Annotated in this window: 14 protein-coding genes; 4 read left to right on the top strand and 10 right to left on the bottom strand. The window is 37.9% G+C overall.

The window, feature by feature from the left end; genetic code table 11:
* The first annotated feature begins 183 nt into the window (after window positions 1–183).
* Window positions 184–1,455: a 23S rRNA (uracil(1939)-C(5))-methyltransferase RlmD gene (gene rlmD, locus K345_RS20330; protein WP_083963691.1), complete on the top strand. Its 1,272-nt coding sequence runs from the start codon at window positions 184–186 to the stop codon at window positions 1,453–1,455.
* On the opposite strand, the gene K345_RS0108420 is transcribed toward rlmD, so the two are convergent.
* Genes K345_RS0108420 through K345_RS0108460 form a run of 9 tightly spaced genes read right to left on the bottom strand, consistent with a single transcriptional unit; the run spans window position 1,456 to window position 10,396 of the window.
* The gene (locus K345_RS0108420) at window positions 1,456–4,104 is read right to left on the bottom strand and encodes a SpoIIE family protein phosphatase (RefSeq protein WP_028973784.1); all 2,649 of its coding nucleotides are present in this window, start codon (window positions 4,102–4,104) and stop codon (window positions 1,456–1,458) included.
* Between the two features lie 3 nt (window positions 4,105–4,107).
* Complete coding sequence (locus K345_RS0108425) at window positions 4,108–4,431, bottom strand: STAS domain-containing protein (RefSeq protein WP_169714787.1); 324 nt, start codon at window positions 4,429–4,431, stop codon at window positions 4,108–4,110.
* 54 nt (window positions 4,432–4,485) lie between these two features.
* The gene (locus K345_RS0108430; protein WP_028973786.1) at window positions 4,486–4,800 is read right to left on the bottom strand and encodes a metal-sulfur cluster assembly factor; all 315 of its coding nucleotides are present in this window, start codon (window positions 4,798–4,800) and stop codon (window positions 4,486–4,488) included.
* Window positions 4,793–5,230, bottom strand: coding sequence for a Fe-S cluster assembly sulfur transfer protein SufU (gene sufU, locus K345_RS0108435; RefSeq protein ID WP_028973787.1), 438 nt, complete (start codon window positions 5,228–5,230; stop codon window positions 4,793–4,795). The genes K345_RS0108430 and sufU overlap by 8 nt, the downstream gene beginning before the upstream one ends.
* Complete coding sequence (locus K345_RS0108440; protein WP_028973788.1) at window positions 5,227–6,453, bottom strand: cysteine desulfurase; 1,227 nt, start codon at window positions 6,451–6,453, stop codon at window positions 5,227–5,229. Before K345_RS0108440 ends, sufU begins: the two co-directional genes overlap by 4 nt.
* A gap of 2 nt (window positions 6,454–6,455) precedes the next feature.
* Window positions 6,456–7,754 (bottom strand): SufD family Fe-S cluster assembly protein, encoded by a 1,299-nt coding sequence (locus K345_RS0108445; protein WP_028973789.1) that lies wholly within the window; start codon window positions 7,752–7,754, stop codon window positions 6,456–6,458.
* A gap of 4 nt (window positions 7,755–7,758) precedes the next feature.
* The gene (sufB, locus tag K345_RS0108450; RefSeq protein ID WP_037571639.1) at window positions 7,759–9,186 is read right to left on the bottom strand and encodes a Fe-S cluster assembly protein SufB; all 1,428 of its coding nucleotides are present in this window, start codon (window positions 9,184–9,186) and stop codon (window positions 7,759–7,761) included.
* Window positions 9,187–9,196: 10 nt separating this feature from the next.
* Window positions 9,197–9,964 (bottom strand): Fe-S cluster assembly ATPase SufC, encoded by a 768-nt coding sequence (sufC, locus tag K345_RS0108455; protein WP_028973791.1) that lies wholly within the window; start codon window positions 9,962–9,964, stop codon window positions 9,197–9,199.
* 3 nt (window positions 9,965–9,967) lie between these two features.
* A complete protein-coding gene (locus K345_RS0108460; protein WP_028973792.1) occupies window positions 9,968–10,396 on the bottom strand; it encodes an RrF2 family transcriptional regulator in 429 nt (142 codons plus the stop codon).
* Window positions 10,397–10,576: 180 nt separating this feature from the next.
* On the opposite strand from K345_RS0108460, the gene K345_RS20335 reads away from it, so the two are divergent.
* Genes K345_RS20335 through K345_RS0108475 form a run of 3 tightly spaced genes read left to right on the top strand, consistent with a single transcriptional unit; the run spans window position 10,577 to window position 12,671 of the window.
* Window positions 10,577–11,017, top strand: coding sequence for a metal-dependent transcriptional regulator (locus K345_RS20335; protein ID WP_037571641.1), 441 nt, complete (start codon window positions 10,577–10,579; stop codon window positions 11,015–11,017).
* On the top strand, window positions 11,017–11,772 hold the full coding sequence (locus tag K345_RS0108470; protein WP_037571643.1) for a dihydroorotate dehydrogenase electron transfer subunit: 756 nt from the start codon (window positions 11,017–11,019) through the stop codon (window positions 11,770–11,772). The genes K345_RS20335 and K345_RS0108470 overlap by 1 nt, the downstream gene beginning before the upstream one ends.
* A complete protein-coding gene (locus tag K345_RS0108475) occupies window positions 11,763–12,671 on the top strand; it encodes a dihydroorotate dehydrogenase (RefSeq protein ID WP_028973794.1) in 909 nt (302 codons plus the stop codon). Before K345_RS0108470 ends, K345_RS0108475 begins: the two co-directional genes overlap by 10 nt.
* A gap of 7 nt (window positions 12,672–12,678) precedes the next feature.
* Here the strand turns inward: K345_RS0108475 and K345_RS0108480 are convergent, their stop codons facing one another.
* Window positions 12,679–14,898, bottom strand: coding sequence for an amino acid permease (locus tag K345_RS0108480; RefSeq protein ID WP_245584611.1), 2,220 nt, complete (start codon window positions 14,896–14,898; stop codon window positions 12,679–12,681).
* Window positions 14,899–14,989: the final 91 nt, after the last annotated feature.

A 14,989-nucleotide genomic window follows, 5' to 3' on the forward strand; every position in this document is an offset into this window, starting at 1 on the left:
AAAGGCTTTTCAACTTTTTTTACTAGTCCTTTCAATTTTTTTGAAAGGGCCTTTCAAAATCTTTTACAAGCCCTTTCAAATTACAGAAGTCTCGTAAAAATTAGGAAAAGCCTTACCTTCCTCATTGCTTTACGACCATAGCTTTGGTATAACTTGTCCAGGTTAAGGAGAGGAAAGGTAATAATGAAGGAAAAGCACACAGGAAAGGCAAAAACGAGCAACAGTAGAAAACAAGGGCCTCATCCTAAGAGATACCCAAAACGAGTGAGCCTGGAAGCACCCAAAAAGGAAGCTCATCCTCATAGTAAAAATAATTCTCCTTGTCCGTATTTTAAGCAATGTGGAGGTTGTCAACTATTGGATAGACCCTATGAACAAAGCTTGGAATATAAGAATAAAAAAGTACGCCAACTATTAAGCCCCTTTGCTACTGTCCCGTCTATTATAGGGATGAAGCATCCCTGGAGCTATCGTAACAAAATGCACTCTACCTTTGCTTATGATAAAAGAAAGGGAACGATTAATGGCTTATACTCAGAAAAGAGTCATAAACTAGTCCCTATTGAAAGGTGCCTGATACAGGATGAACGAGGGGACAAGATTGTAAGTACTATTAAGGGTTTAATGAAATCCTTCAAAATGACAGCTTATAATGAACTAAATAGACAGGGTTTCCTCAGACATATACTAATAAAATCAGGTTTCGATAGTGGTGAAATGATGGTTGTACTTGTTGTCACGACCCTTCAATTCCCTGGAAAGAAAAACTTTATCAAAGTATTACGTGATAAACATCCTGAGATAACAACCATCATCCAAAATGTGAATGATGAGGATACAACAATGGTATTAGGTAAAAGGGATGTAGTACTCTTTGGAAAAGGCTATATTATAGATAAACTCTGTGGTATGACTTTTCAGATATCTGCTAAGTCATTTTATCAAATCAATCCTGTTCAAACCAAAGTCCTTTATAATAAAGTTCTAGAATTAGCTCAACTTAAAAGTAATGAGACCATCTTAGATGCTTATTCAGGAATTGGAACTATTGGGCTCATAGCCAGTTCCCATGTCAAACAGGTTATTGGGGTTGAATTAAATGGGGATGCGGTAAAAGATGCCATAAGAAATGCAAAACGTAATAAAGTCAGTAATGCCTACTTTTATGAAGGGGATGCCGGACAATTTATGGAAGCCCTGGCAGAAGAAGGCCATCCTTTGGATGTAGTGTTTATGGATCCTCCACGAAGTGGTTCTACTCCTATGTTTATTCAATCCTTAGGCAAGGCAAAACCGAGAAAAGTCGTTTATATATCCTGTAATCCAGAAACTTTAGCTCGAGATTTAGAATTATTGAAGGGAGAAGGTTATCAGACCAAAAAAGTACAACCAGTGGATATGTTTCCCTGGACTGATCATATTGAAGCGGTAACCTTGTTAGAATATCAAGGCTAATTAATCTTGCCTTAGATTTTTACTAAGACATATACGGTATTGCCCCTTTTCTCCAGGATAATAAATAGCACTGTCCATTATAGTCTGGATAAGATGTAACCCATATCCCGAATCCTGATAGGTCGTCACGTCAGGCTCAGGATAGTCTAACCAATTGAATTCGTCACCAATATAAGTCATACGAATAAAAAACCAATCCTCTTCTAATCCCATCTCCATTTGAATACCAAAGGATGTATCCTTAGGCTTAGAATGTTCCATAATATTGGCTACAGCTTCATTAATAGCCAGGATTATAGCTGCTTTATTGTCATCATTAATAAGGTCTTTTAGAATATCATCCAGGAATTCCTGGGAAAAATCACGGATATCTCTAATACTCTCAGAAGAGTAAGGGAAGCTTCGATTCCAATACTCTGTATTATCTTCCCATAGAGGTTTGAAGGCAATACAGGTAACATCATCTTTGAACCCCTCATAAGCATAGCTAAAACTCAAGTCCTTTACCAATTGGGCTATTTCTGTTGCTGATTTGTCTGCATGAGATCTGATGATATGGATAAGTCTTTCCTCTCCAAAAAGCTCACCTTCTGAATTAACAGCTTCTGATATACCATCTGAATAAAGAAAATACATATCCCCTTTTCTTAAAGGTAACCGAAATTGTTTATACTCCTGTCCAACGGTAAAGCCCATTGGCATATTGACCCCTTTGATAATCCAGCAGGATTGAGATTGACCACAATAATGAATAATAGAAGTATGACCGCAGTCGACAAAATCAAGAGAATGTCTTTTAGAATCAATACGAACGTAGTAGAGGGTTAGAAATTTACCAATATCGATTAGTTCTTTAGATACATACAAATCAGTTTTGGAGACAATATCCTCTGGTTTAGGAATTCCACTATGAGCAATACTTAAGTCCAAGCGACTTCGATTGAAACTGTTTTTTGCAGCAGCACCTGTTAATGCAGCGGCTATGCCTTTACCCATAACATCTGCTAATACAAAATCAAGTATGTGGTCATTCATGCGGTAAAAATCAAAAAAATCACCATCCACAGATTGAGAGGGGATAGACATGACATCTAGATCCACCCCTTCCAGCTGACTATCTATCGTTGTTAGAAGAAGAGTTTGCTGTATACGAGCACTAACATCGGACTCATAAGAACGTGCTTCAGCCAGCCGAAGTGATATACTTTTTTCTTCTGTTATATCTTCGATGATACCAGAATAACGGTAAACAGTATCTTCATCATCAGCAACAGGAAAAGCAGACATGCGAATCCATTTAATACGCCCCTTATCAAATAAGAGTCGGCACTCAATATCAAAAGACTCGCCCGCTAGAACGTCTTCCTTTAGTACGAAATTTAATTGCTCCTTATCTGCTGGATGAATCCTCTCCTTCCATACATAAGGATCATGGTAAATACTTTTAGTAGGGATTTCCCAGATATTTTCAAAGGGAGGACTAATATAAATCATGGAAGAAAAGTCACGATTGGCCAAAAAGAAAACCTGTTTAATGGAACGGGCTAATTCACTGAATCGAATATCATTCATTTGAATAACATTCGCTGATCGTTTTCGTTCAATGGCGGTCATAATAATCTGACCTATAACATTAATGAGGTTCATAGTTCTCTCAGACCACCCTTCTTCTCTTATCTGAGAAGAATCGAATCCAAAGAATCCAGTCACACGGTTAGAATAGAATAAGGGAGCCATCAACATACTATTGATATCATTTCCAGTAATCTGATCCAATTCCTTACGCAATTGTTTAGGAAAGTCACTTGGCTTCACAGCAATAATCATTTGTCCGCTTTGAATCTGTTGTTCAATATAGGGAAAACTGGAAAGCTCAAAGCGGTCACCGGATTTTAAACCCAGAACTGAGTTCTCCAAACTCCAATGATAAGTAAGAGCCAAATGATCTTTATGATCCTCATAAGTAAAAACGTAACATCGCTCTACTTTTTCATAGGAACCCACTGTCTCGAGAATAAGATCTATAGTCCAATCTAACTCTGAGGCTGGTAGATAGATAACAGAAGCACTGATTTCGGATATGATATTTTCAAACTCTATCTGTTGTTCTAGTTCTTTATTCTGCTCGACTTGCTTGACCTCAATTCGATTCAGTAATTTTTTAAGATGCTTTCGATTTAAATGAGTGTACAGGCCTAGAGTCCCCCCAACCAAAGTAATGAAGACATTGAATTTAATATCGCTTGTTTTTGGGCCTAGAAAGTAAAGAAGAATAAAGAAAATAATATTAATACAGAAATAAAAGAGAAAGACCTTTAGATGACTATAAATTGATATGGTTAATAACAGAAGTAACAATTCGATATGGTAGTAAGGAATATCCTGAAGAAGTTCTATTAGGTAATTTGAGACAAATAAAACCAAAAGAGATAGAAAAAAAAGGGTATCTCTCTTTTTTCGATCTGTAATAAACAAAAAAGTAGAACCTAAACCTGTAAGCAATATCAAACGGGCTATAATAATGCCAGTAAGTAAAGAGAAACTAGTAATTCCTGTTGATAGAAAAAGACTGGCAAACAACGAAAACCAGGCAAAAAACAGTACTACAAAACCATAGACTTGGCTTGTTGCCCGACTGTAAATCTCCATACTCTATTTCTTGAGGGCTGCATTAATATCAGGATATGATTTTACGACATTTTCCAGTCGCACCATTTTAAATAACACAGCTACAGATTCTTGAACATTAGCTAGTTTTAGATGACCATTTTGTTTTTTTAAGCTTCTAACAGCATTTAATAAAGCACCTAAACCTGAACTATCCACGAATTTAACTCGTGACATATCGAGGATAACCTCATTACTGGATAAAATAGTGGGAACAATATTGTTTATGAATTCACTAGTGTTGACAGTATCTAAATGATCGATTTCTAGTGTAATCACAGTATAGCCAGATTTTTCCTCAATGATCATATTATCATTATTGGAGATACTGGCCATTACTGCAAGAACTTTTATTTTAGAATTTTAGAACATCCCCATTGCCCATCTGACTTCTTCTGAAGCCATAGTAGCAGGATCCCACATGGGCCTAAAAGTCCAATTAAAATCAACTTCCGTTATATAGGGATCCTCCAACAACCTTGTTGTTACTTCCTGTCCGATTTGCGGACCAAGAGGACAAGCAGGAGTAGTTAGTGTCATTTCAATATACACCAGCCCATTTTCAGACATACTTGCTTCATAGACCAGACCCATATCAACAATAGAAAAACCAACTTCAGGATCAATGACAGGATGTATGATCTCTAATATTTTTTCCTTTGTATATACTTTAGCCATTGCTCAATTCCTTTATCATATCAGTGGCTGTATTCCAAGGAAGAACAGCGCACTTTATTCTTACAGGGTAGTTTTTAACTCCCTCTAATGCTTCTAAATCACTAATCTCTTCAGGAAAATTAGGAGTCTCATTATCAAGAAGCATACCCTTGAATTGGGTAATGATACCTTCCACATCCTTAATAGATCGCCCTTCTAAGGAGCTGCACAATAAATTGGTACTAGCCATACAGATAGAACAGCCACTACCTTCAAACTTTGTTTCTGTAACAATACCATCCTCTACTTGAAAGTACAAAGTTATATCATCACCACATAGAGGATTGGCACCTTCCAGTTCCAAAGTAGCTGCTTCAATAGAACCTCTATGTTTCTTGCTTTTATAATTTTCTAGTATGATTTCCTTGTATAGATCATCTTCAAAACTCATTTGAATACCTCCTTTACTTTCTGAAGGCCCTTAAACAATCTATCAACATCTTCTTTTGTATTATAGAAATAGAAGCTGGCTCTTGTTGTTCCAGGAACCCCCAATCGAATCATTAATGGCTGAGCACAATGAAATCCTGTTCGCACAGCAATACCCTGATTATCCAAAATACTCCCTGTATCATGGGGATGAATATCACCTACATTGAAGCTAAAGACCCCCCCTCTGAATGTGGTATCTTTTGGACCATACACGGTAATATCCGGATCCTGAGCCGCTAACTCAAGAGCATAATTTAATAAGGTCTTTTCGTGTGCCAGTACCTTATCCAGATCAATAGTATTAAGATACTCCAAAGCCTTTCCAAAAGCTAATACTCCGGCAATATTTGGTGTTCCTGCTTCAAACTTTTCAGGTGTGGGAAGATATTTTGCTTTGTCTTTTTTAACAGACTGAATCATATCTCCGCCGTAAAGAAAAGGTTTCATCTTATCAAGAAGATCTTTCTTACCATAGAGAACACCGACTCCTGTAGGCCCTAACATTTTGTGTGCACTAATAGCAAAAAAATCAGCATCCATTTCTATAAGATCAACTTTATGGTGACTCGCATACTGAGCGCCATCAACGACCACAACAGCACCAACTTTATGTGCCGCTTCAATAACTTTCTTTATGGGAGGCATATAACCAGTTACATTGCTCATAGCAGTAATGGCCACAATTTTAGTCTTTTCATCGATGACTTTAGTTATAGAATCCTCATCTAAAGTAGCATCATCAAGTAAAGGAATAAAATCTAATGTTGCGCCCTTTCTCTGAGCCAATTCTTGCCAAGGGACAAGGTTAGAATGATGTTCCATCTCAGTAGCGACAATCTTATCACCTTTTTTTATAAACACATCGCCATAGCTGTAGGCAACCAGGTTCAAAGATTCAGAGGCATTTCTTGTAAAAATGATTTCCCTTTCGGATCGGGCATTTAAAAATTCAGCTACTTGTCTTCTAACATTTTCAAAATCCCATGTGGCTTTTTCACTAAACTCGTATACACCCCGCTTAATATTCGCCCCTAGATGCAGATAATAATCGGACTCAGCCTGGATAACTTGATTTGGCGTCAGACTAGTAGCCGCATTATCAAGATAGGAGAAGGGGTTCCCCCTCATCTCCTTATTTAATATAGGGAAGTCTTTTCTGTAAGTACTAAAGTCGTAACTCATGATTATTCCTCCCAATTATAGACATTTTTATTGAGGTTTAATCCCGTCTTTTTCTCAGTCAAGTTATAGAGATAAGATTTGATCTCCGGATGATCATTTAGTAAGCTCATTTTATCGAGAATATCTCTGTAGAATGATCGTACTAGTAGTTCTTCAGCAGCCTTTTGGGTTAACCCTCTCGCCATGAGAAAGTACAATTCCTCTGGTTCTGTAGAAGATACAGTAGCACCGTGTGAACATTTAACATCATTTTCGATAATCTCCAATTGAGGAATAGCGTGGGTAAAGCAATCCTCTCCCAAAAGAAGGTTTTTATTTTCTTCATACCCTTCTGATCCTGAGGACCCTTTAGGGATTTTAATATTACCAGCAAAGATACTAGTAGCACTATCATATAGAACACAACGAAAGCTTGTATCTGAAATAGTCTCAGGAGCATGATGTTCTACGCTTAACTTTTCTCCTTGAACTTGCTTTCCCTGCGCAGTACTTATTCCATACATGTGGAATTCTGCTTTCCGTCCTTGAAGAGTATAATGTCCATCTACAAAAGACTGTTTAGCTCCCTGTGTAAAGAGGTAAGAACTAAACTTTGACTTAGTCTGCATATAATAGGAATCAAACATATAGAATTGGCTATTGTCATCCGTTTCCTGATTAGTTAAAACTTCCCACTCAGCATTGTCCTCGATAACTCCTGTTGAATAAGGAATGATTACATTTTTACTATCTTCTTTAGCAATAAACTCAATAAGAATCTGTCCCTTGCTTCCTTTCTTTGCCCATAGATGAATCTGAGGTATCGCTACAATTTTATCGCTTTGAGTGCTGAACTGAAACCTTAAGACATCACCTGAACTAAAATTTTCATCAGCAACGATGAATAAACCGTTTTGACTAAAGGCTTTGTTAAGAGATAATAACTTATTTTCCTTAACATCATTAGCTCTAGGCTTGTCTTTCGCCGCTCTTAATTTCGACAATTCTGTGTATCGTGTAATATATGTTTCATACTCTTTGAAGCCATCTCCTGATAGTTCACTTAGAGAGTAAACACTTACTCCAGAAGGAATTCCATCATACCCGATTTGGCAATCTTCTAGAGCTTTATCCAATAACACAGGGCTCAAGCGAACTCGACGCCATGCTTCATCAGGTTTACCAGGCATAGCTAATTCTACAAAAGATGTAGCAGATTTTTTGCGCCAGTTACTCCTTTCTGTTGATTCATTAAAGGAATCAATCATGTCAGCAGCACTTTGGTAATCTATTTTACCGATCTTTTCAAAAGTTGTTGTCATATATCTAACCTATTGATCCTTCCATCTCAAGCTGAATGAGTCTGTTCAATTCTACTGCATATTCCATGGGAAGCTCTTTAGTAAACTCCTCAAGGAAACCATTTACGACCATCATCATGGCATCATTTTCCGGTATTCCCCTACTCATTAGGTAGAAAATAGCTTCATCTGAGACCTTTCCGACGGTTGCTTCATGAGCAATGTTTACATCCTTACGTTCTCTCACCTCGATAGTGGGGTACGTATCAGATTCGGAATAATCATCAAGAAGTAGAGCATCACATTCAACATCACTCTTAATATGACTTGCCCCTTTCTTAACTTCTATCTTACCTCTATAGGAAGCTCTTCCTCCATCCTGAGATATTGACTTACTTGTTATGGAGGAGGTTGTGTGGGGAGCCATATGGATCATCTTACCACCAGCATCCTGACGTTGACCTTTGGAAGCATATCCAATAGACATAATACGTCCGGAAGCACCTGGTTCTTCTAAAAGAACACTTGGATATTTCATAGTGGTTTTTGACCCAATGTTACCATCCATCCATTCAACAGTTGCATTTTTTTTGGCAGAAGCTCTTTGAGTAACTAAGTTATACACATTGGTTGACCAGTTCTGAATGGTTGTATAACGAAGGTAGGCATCTTCCATAGCGAATAATTCTATAACACCAGTGTGAAAACTGTCCTTTGTATAGGTAGGGGCTGTACATCCTTCGATATAGTGAACACTGGCTCCTTTATCAGCAATGATCATTGTCCGTTCAAATTGTCCCATCGCTTCTGCATTAATTCGGAAGTATGCCTGTAAGGGAATGTCAACTTTTACACCTTCAGGTACATAGATAAAGCTTCCACCTGACCAGGCTGCAGAATTTAATGCAGCGAACTTATTATCATCAGGGGGAACAATGGTAGCAAAATACTTGCGGAAAAGGTCCTCATGCTTTTTTAGAGCCGAATCAATATCAAGGAAAATAACTCCCTTCTTCTCAAGATCTTCTTGAATACTATGATAGACTACTTCTGATTCAAACTGTGCACTTACTCCTGCTAAGAACTTACGTTCTGCTTCAGGAATCCCTAATCTGTCAAAGGTATCTTTAATATCTTCTGGAACGTCGTCCCAATTGTTATATTGTTTATCAGAAGCAGAAGCATAAAGGTACAAATCGGCATAATTGATACCTTCAAAGATACTACTATCAATCCATGTGGGATCAGGCATAGCATTAAATTTGGCTAAAGCGCCTAATCGAAAGTCAAGCATCCATTTGGGTTCATCTTTTTTTGTACTGATGGCGCGTATAACATCTTCGCTTAACCCTTTATTTGTATCTAGCAAATACTTTGATGAATCAGTTTTCCAACCATAGAGTTCATCAAAATTCTTATTTATATCAGCAACTTGGTTATCTGTTTGTGACATGGTATTTCTCCTAATTATCAGATCCGATAACAGCTTCGAACCCTTGTTCGATGATGTTCTTGCTTAACTCTGGACCGCCGGATTTTACAATCTTTCCGTTTTTCATGATATGAACCTTGTCAGGAGTTATAAAGTCAAGAACCTTGTTATAGTGAGTAATAATAAGGTAACTTCTATCAGAACCGGATTGAGCTTTTATGTTTTCAAACACTAGCTTAAGAGCATCAATATCCAATCCAGAATCTGTTTCATCTAGAATGGCCAACTTAGGATTGAGAAGATTCATCTGAACCATTTCGGTTCTCTTCTTCTCACCACCGGAAAAACCATCATTTAGAGAACGGCTTAAGAATTCCCTTGGAATATTAAGCTGAGTCATTACTTCATCCAATTCATTTTTGAAAGTTCTAAAGGGGACTTCCTCACCTCGTGTGGCTTCAACAGCACTTTTTAGAAAAGTACCTAAAGGAAGCCCCTGAATCGTATCGGGATATTGGAAAGCCAAAAACAATCCTTCTCTCGCCCGTTCATCAACTTCCATATCTAATAAATCTTTTCCATTAAAAGTAACGTCTCCCCCTATCACTTCATGACTGGGATGTCCCATTAAAACATTACTTAATGTACTTTTACCGGAACCATTAATACCCATTAGTACATGGATTTCACCGGATTTTATAGTTAAATCAACCCCTTTAAGGATTTCCTTCTTTGCTTCAGTATGGGATTCTTCGACCTGACTCCGTAGGCCTTTAACGTCCAAAATAGTCTCTGACACACTTTACTCCTTACAAATTGCGTTTGTTGAAGTATTGGCCTCGGCCAATAACTCAGCTACAGGTATTTGACCCAATAACTGTTCGATTCGATTGCCCAACCTTTGGATGGGTAACATGACGTCACAGTTTTCATATAGCAAACAGCTGTCCGAATGTATGCAATTATGAAAACCATTTTCCCCTAATACAGCGGAATTTAAGTCCAAGTAAGACAGGCAATTTAAATCCTGCTCTAGATAATATCCACCTTTAGGACCTTGTATTGAACTGATAATCCCAGCTCTTACGAGACTCTGCAGGACTTTGGCAATATGTTCTAAAGGCAAATTAAATTTCTCTGCAATCTCCCTTGAACTTGTTGGCCCTTCTTGTTCCTTGATATAATTCAAGGTAATAAGAGCATAACTAATTCTTTTATGGATCTTTAGCATTCACCTTACCTTATCTTTTTCATAATATACTAATCACAAGTAAAGAAAAGGTCAATTAATACGACATTATTTGTCTTATTAAATTATACATTGATTCCTAGTATCAATGACAAGCCCCTATTGGATAGATAGACAAATATCTATCTTCGATAAATATTTAAGTTATGCTAATATGTAATGATGAAAAGTACTTTAAAACTTTCTCCAAGTCTTGAAGACTATCTGGAAGCAATATTGGCCTTAGAGACTAAATACAGAGTTGCCCGTGTAAAGGATATAGCAGAAGCTCTATCAGTACAGATGCCTTCTGTCACAGGAGCTTTAAAAACGTTAAAAAAGAAAGAACTTGTGAATTATGAAAAGAATTCCTTTATCAGTTTAACCGAAGAAGGCTTAAACATAGCTAAATCGGTCAAAAAGCGACATGTAGTTCTTACTAATTTTCTTCATAAAGTTCTATGCTATCCCGAAGAGGAGGCTTCAGATATTGCTTGTAAGATGGAACATACCATAGATCCGGAGATAGCCGATCGTTTTGATCAATTAAATACTTACTTAGACAGGGAAGTGTTTAGTGCTTCCCATTTTAATTTTGACAAGTGGAAGGAACAGATTATCTGATGGAGATCTTTAAAACAACCATAACAAGTCAGAGAAAAATCTCTCGTGACTACTATGAAATGAATTTTTATTGGCCTGAGGTTTATAAACAGCCTCAGCCAGGTCAATATTTCACTATTCGAGTGGAGGATGGCATATCTCCCTTATTAAGAAGACCCTTTGCTTTTAGTGGGTATAATAAAACAGATCGAGAAGCCTCTTTTATTTACCAAACCAGAGGGTTATCAACTCAACTACTTACAGAAAAACAAGAGGGTGATTTCATTGATATCATGGCCCCATTGGGGAATCATTTTGTTGATACGGACAAACCTATTTTTAGCTTAGCTGGTGGAATTGGAACCGGCCCCATGGTTTACTGGTCTAACTATCTAGCTTCAAAGGGCAAAAAAAGTACTCTTATACTGGGAGTTCGGACCAAGGAACTTATTCCTCAACTTAATCTTGACCCGCTTGTTCAACTAGAAATATGTACAGATGATGGTTCTCAAGGCTTCCATGGGACGACAATTGATAGATTAAAAACATTGGTCAATCAAGATTCCGGTCTCTATGGTTGTGGACCTGCAGGTATGTTAAAAGCAATGAGCCAACTAAATAATTTCAATCATGAAGTATGGGTCAGTATGGAAGAATATATGGCCTGTGCGGTCGGAGCCTGTATGGGTTGCGTTGTTGATCTACAATCTGGAGAAAAAGCCAGGGTATGTGTTGAAGGTCCGATAATGGAAGGAAAAACAATAAAATGGACATAACAGTACGGATTGGGAATAAAACTCTTAAAAATCCAGTAGGTGTAGCCTCTGGAACCTTTGGGTATGGACAGGAATACGCACCCTTCTTGGATATCAATAATCTGGGAGCAATATATACAAAAGCAATCACACCAGAAGTACGGGAAGGGAACCCTACCCCTCGTATAGTAGAGACTCCAGGAGGAATGCTGAATGCCATTGGCTTAGCCAATGTAGGATTAGATAACTTTATTAGCCAGAAGTTACCTTTTTTGAAGAAATATCAGGGTGCTACCATCGTAAATGTGGCAGGAAGATCAGAAGAAGATTACTGTCAGGTAGTAGAAAGGCTGAATGGGTTTGAAGAGGTATGGGGATATGAAATTAACATCTCCTGTCCTAATGTGAAATGTGGAGGAATAAGCTTCGGAACAGATCCTGTATTAGTAGAAAGTCTGGTTGGACAACTCCGTAAGCGTACTCAAAAACCCCTAATCATAAAACTCACTCCTAATGTTACAGATATAACAATAACAGCAAAAGCAGCTGTTTCTGGTGGAGCAGACGCACTGAGTTGTATTAATACCTTAAAGGGTATGCTTATTGATACAAAATCAAAAAAGCCTGTTTTATCTAATGTTACAGGAGGTTTATCGGGACCAGCCATACTACCTGTAGGCATAGCACTTACCTACCAAGTGGCTAAAGCCGTTGATATTCCTATTGTAGGCTTAGGAGGAATTATGACAGCTAATGATGCTATTCAATATTTGTTGGCTGGAGCCAGTGCAGTTCAAATCGGAACGGCTAACTTTGTAGATCCCACTATTACAGAACAGGTGTTAGAAGGAATTATTAATTATATGAAACAGGAGAAACTAGAAAAAATCGAAGATTTCCACCAGTTTCTCCTTGCTTAATTCCTATCTATTCTAAGAGGTCAACTATACTTGCCGCCTTTACAAAAAGTACGGGTGGCAATTTTTCATATTTCTCCAACTCTTTTGTGAAATACATTTTATCTAATGAAAACATTTTGGCTAAACCACCAGCTTTCTGGCCTGGCATCCCCATAAGAATCAGATTGGCATCAGAAGAATGAACTTCTAGGGTTGTCTGAAATGACTCATCACTTTCAGGAAGGATAAGCACTTCCCCTTTTAAACGTGCACCATCCAATAAAGTCGTCATTTCCTGTCTTGCTTTTTCCTCTAGCTCTCCATGGAACAACTTACGGATGACCCTTATATGCCGTCGATGACCATGCTCTGATTCACTTATTATATAGGAAAGAAGAGCCATAAGATTACCGTTTTCTTTACCTTTCCACCATACATCAATACGATCTTCTGCGGCATCTGCAATTTTCCCTGGTTTCATTAATAGGACGTTCTTGCCCAAATGCACAAGTTTTTCAATAATTGCCGTAAAATTCAGACGAGAATCTACTGGCAATATTACTGTATTCATGGATAAGCCCCCAGGAATTGCGGCCTGTGATACTGAAATAATGGAACGACTGTAATCATCACCATCCACATCCAGGATCTGAGCACCTTTGGGCATAGTGAAATACATTTCATCATCCTTTGCAGCTTTAAGAACATTGACCAAACTCATCCCTTTGAATCGAGAAATTTGTTCAGACATTATAAGAGCTTGCTCTGATTCTTCACTTCTATCGGAAAAACAAAAGATTCCCACAATAGGACGCCAGTTCTTAGTCCCCTGAATGATACGTCCAATTCGGGTATTCCCCCAATTGATGATACGGAAAAGTAATCCCCACCAGACTCCTTCTAATTTATTGTTCGATTTAAATCTAAGAAGAAGAAGGAATATCAATAACTGACTGGCAAAGACTAATGCACCAACTATAATATTAAACATGGCTATGACCATCATACAGACTAAGAATCCGTATAAGCTAATAGACCAATGACCTTTATTAGTTGGTCTAAAAGAAGGGTTACCACTTATTCTTTCGAAGAAAGCAGCTAAATTAACCCATCCATAGACAACAAGGAAACAAATACCTACTACGGTTGAAATGGTACCTACATCACCAGACCATATTATGGGGATAACAATGGCCAAGGTTAAGACAGTAGCCCATCTAGGTTCCTTTCCATTTGGAGTAAAATCCCTTGCTAGAAAATTCAGGAACTTGGGAAGTATATTATCATTGGCCAAAGCCTGTGAAGTTCTAGGTGCTGTCATAAAATAACTAAGAGCACTAGAACCGGTTGCAAATAGAATTCCCATTAGTAATATTACAGGAATAAAAGGCACACCTCTAAATAGGTCAACGACGTCAGGTACATTTTCTCCAACACCTATCAAACGATGCTGCTCCACTAAGCTAAAGACAACAACAACAGCTAAATATATTAAAGTGGTAATTCCAATAGCAGTAAAAGTACCCTTACCTAAACTTTTCCTAGGGTCCTTTAAAGAGCCACTCATGCCGACACCAGCATCTATACCTGTTACAGCTGGGAAAAACATGGTAAAGGCAGCCCAAAAGCCTAATCCTCCCATAACTCCTCGCCAGTTGACTGTATCTGTAAATATGGGATTTCCTTGGACTCCAACAGGATTAATCAAAGGACTGATCATAATAGCCCCGACTGAGACAGATAAAATAAGGAATATAACCATTTGGATTTTTACAATAAAATCAGCGCCGGCAATGGCCGCGATAAAGGATATCAATGCTATTATTGTGGCTATCACTTGCTTCTGTTCTAAAATTGTTAGTCCCATCTGATCTACGTATTGAGCTACGAAAGGTAACTTACTTATGATGGGCTGTAAAGGTGTTGCAAAACCTATACAATAAAAACCAATAGAAACAGACTGAGCTAAAAATAATTGTATACCAATAGATCCACCAAAAGCCTTGCCAAGTGAACGTTTAGCAATCGCATACATTCCTCCTGGTCCAACATTTTGTAAATTAGTCGTACAATCACTTATTGAGAAAGCTGTGGCCAAAGTGGCTGTATTACTCAATACAATAATAGCGATCATTTCTATGATTCCCATTCTACCAACCAGGTTAGGCAAAATCAGGAAAAGTACTGCTCCTAGGATAGCCTCAAAGGAAGGGACAAATACTCCCGAGAAGGTTCCAAATTTTTTCATCATTCCTCCACTTGATCAAGATAGAGGAATTTGAAATCCTTTGCAACGAAAAAACACCCCTTCCTTATCTATATCTATTTGCTGCCAGTCT

Origin of the sequence: Spirochaeta cellobiosiphila DSM 17781 (assembly GCF_000426705.1) — a bacterium.
Classification (GTDB): Bacteria; Spirochaetota; Spirochaetia; order DSM-17781; family DSM-17781; genus Spirochaeta_E; species Spirochaeta_E cellobiosiphila.

What these genes read in the sequence shown, in the direction of transcription:
- K345_RS0108420 (WP_028973784.1), bottom strand. Translation starts at nt 4,104, where the DNA reads ATGGAGATTTACAGTCGGGCAACAAGCCAAGTCTATGGTTTTGTAGTA.
- K345_RS0108425 (WP_169714787.1), bottom strand. Translation starts at nt 4,431, where the DNA reads ATGATCATTGAGGAAAAATCTGGCTATACTGTGATTACACTAGAAATC.
- K345_RS0108470 (WP_037571643.1), top strand. Translation starts at nt 11,017, where the DNA reads ATGGAGATCTTTAAAACAACCATAACAAGTCAGAGAAAAATCTCTCGT.
- K345_RS0108460 (WP_028973792.1), bottom strand. Translation starts at nt 10,396, where the DNA reads ATGCTAAAGATCCATAAAAGAATTAGTTATGCTCTTATTACCTTGAAT.
- K345_RS0108475 (WP_028973794.1), top strand. Translation starts at nt 11,763, where the DNA reads ATGGACATAACAGTACGGATTGGGAATAAAACTCTTAAAAATCCAGTA.
- K345_RS0108430 (WP_028973786.1), bottom strand. Translation starts at nt 4,800, where the DNA reads ATGGCTAAAGTATATACAAAGGAAAAAATATTAGAGATCATACATCCT.
- K345_RS20335 (WP_037571641.1), top strand. Translation starts at nt 10,577, where the DNA reads ATGAAAAGTACTTTAAAACTTTCTCCAAGTCTTGAAGACTATCTGGAA.
- K345_RS0108445 (WP_028973789.1), bottom strand. Translation starts at nt 7,754, where the DNA reads ATGACAACAACTTTTGAAAAGATCGGTAAAATAGATTACCAAAGTGCT.
- K345_RS0108440 (WP_028973788.1), bottom strand. Translation starts at nt 6,453, where the DNA reads ATGAGTTACGACTTTAGTACTTACAGAAAAGACTTCCCTATATTAAAT.
- rlmD (WP_083963691.1), top strand. Translation starts at nt 184, where the DNA reads ATGAAGGAAAAGCACACAGGAAAGGCAAAAACGAGCAACAGTAGAAAA.
- sufU (WP_028973787.1), bottom strand. Translation starts at nt 5,230, where the DNA reads ATGAGTTTTGAAGATGATCTATACAAGGAAATCATACTAGAAAATTAT.
- K345_RS0108480 (WP_245584611.1), bottom strand. Translation starts at nt 14,898, where the DNA reads ATGAAAAAATTTGGAACCTTCTCGGGAGTATTTGTCCCTTCCTTTGAG.
- sufB (WP_037571639.1), bottom strand. Translation starts at nt 9,186, where the DNA reads ATGTCACAAACAGATAACCAAGTTGCTGATATAAATAAGAATTTTGAT.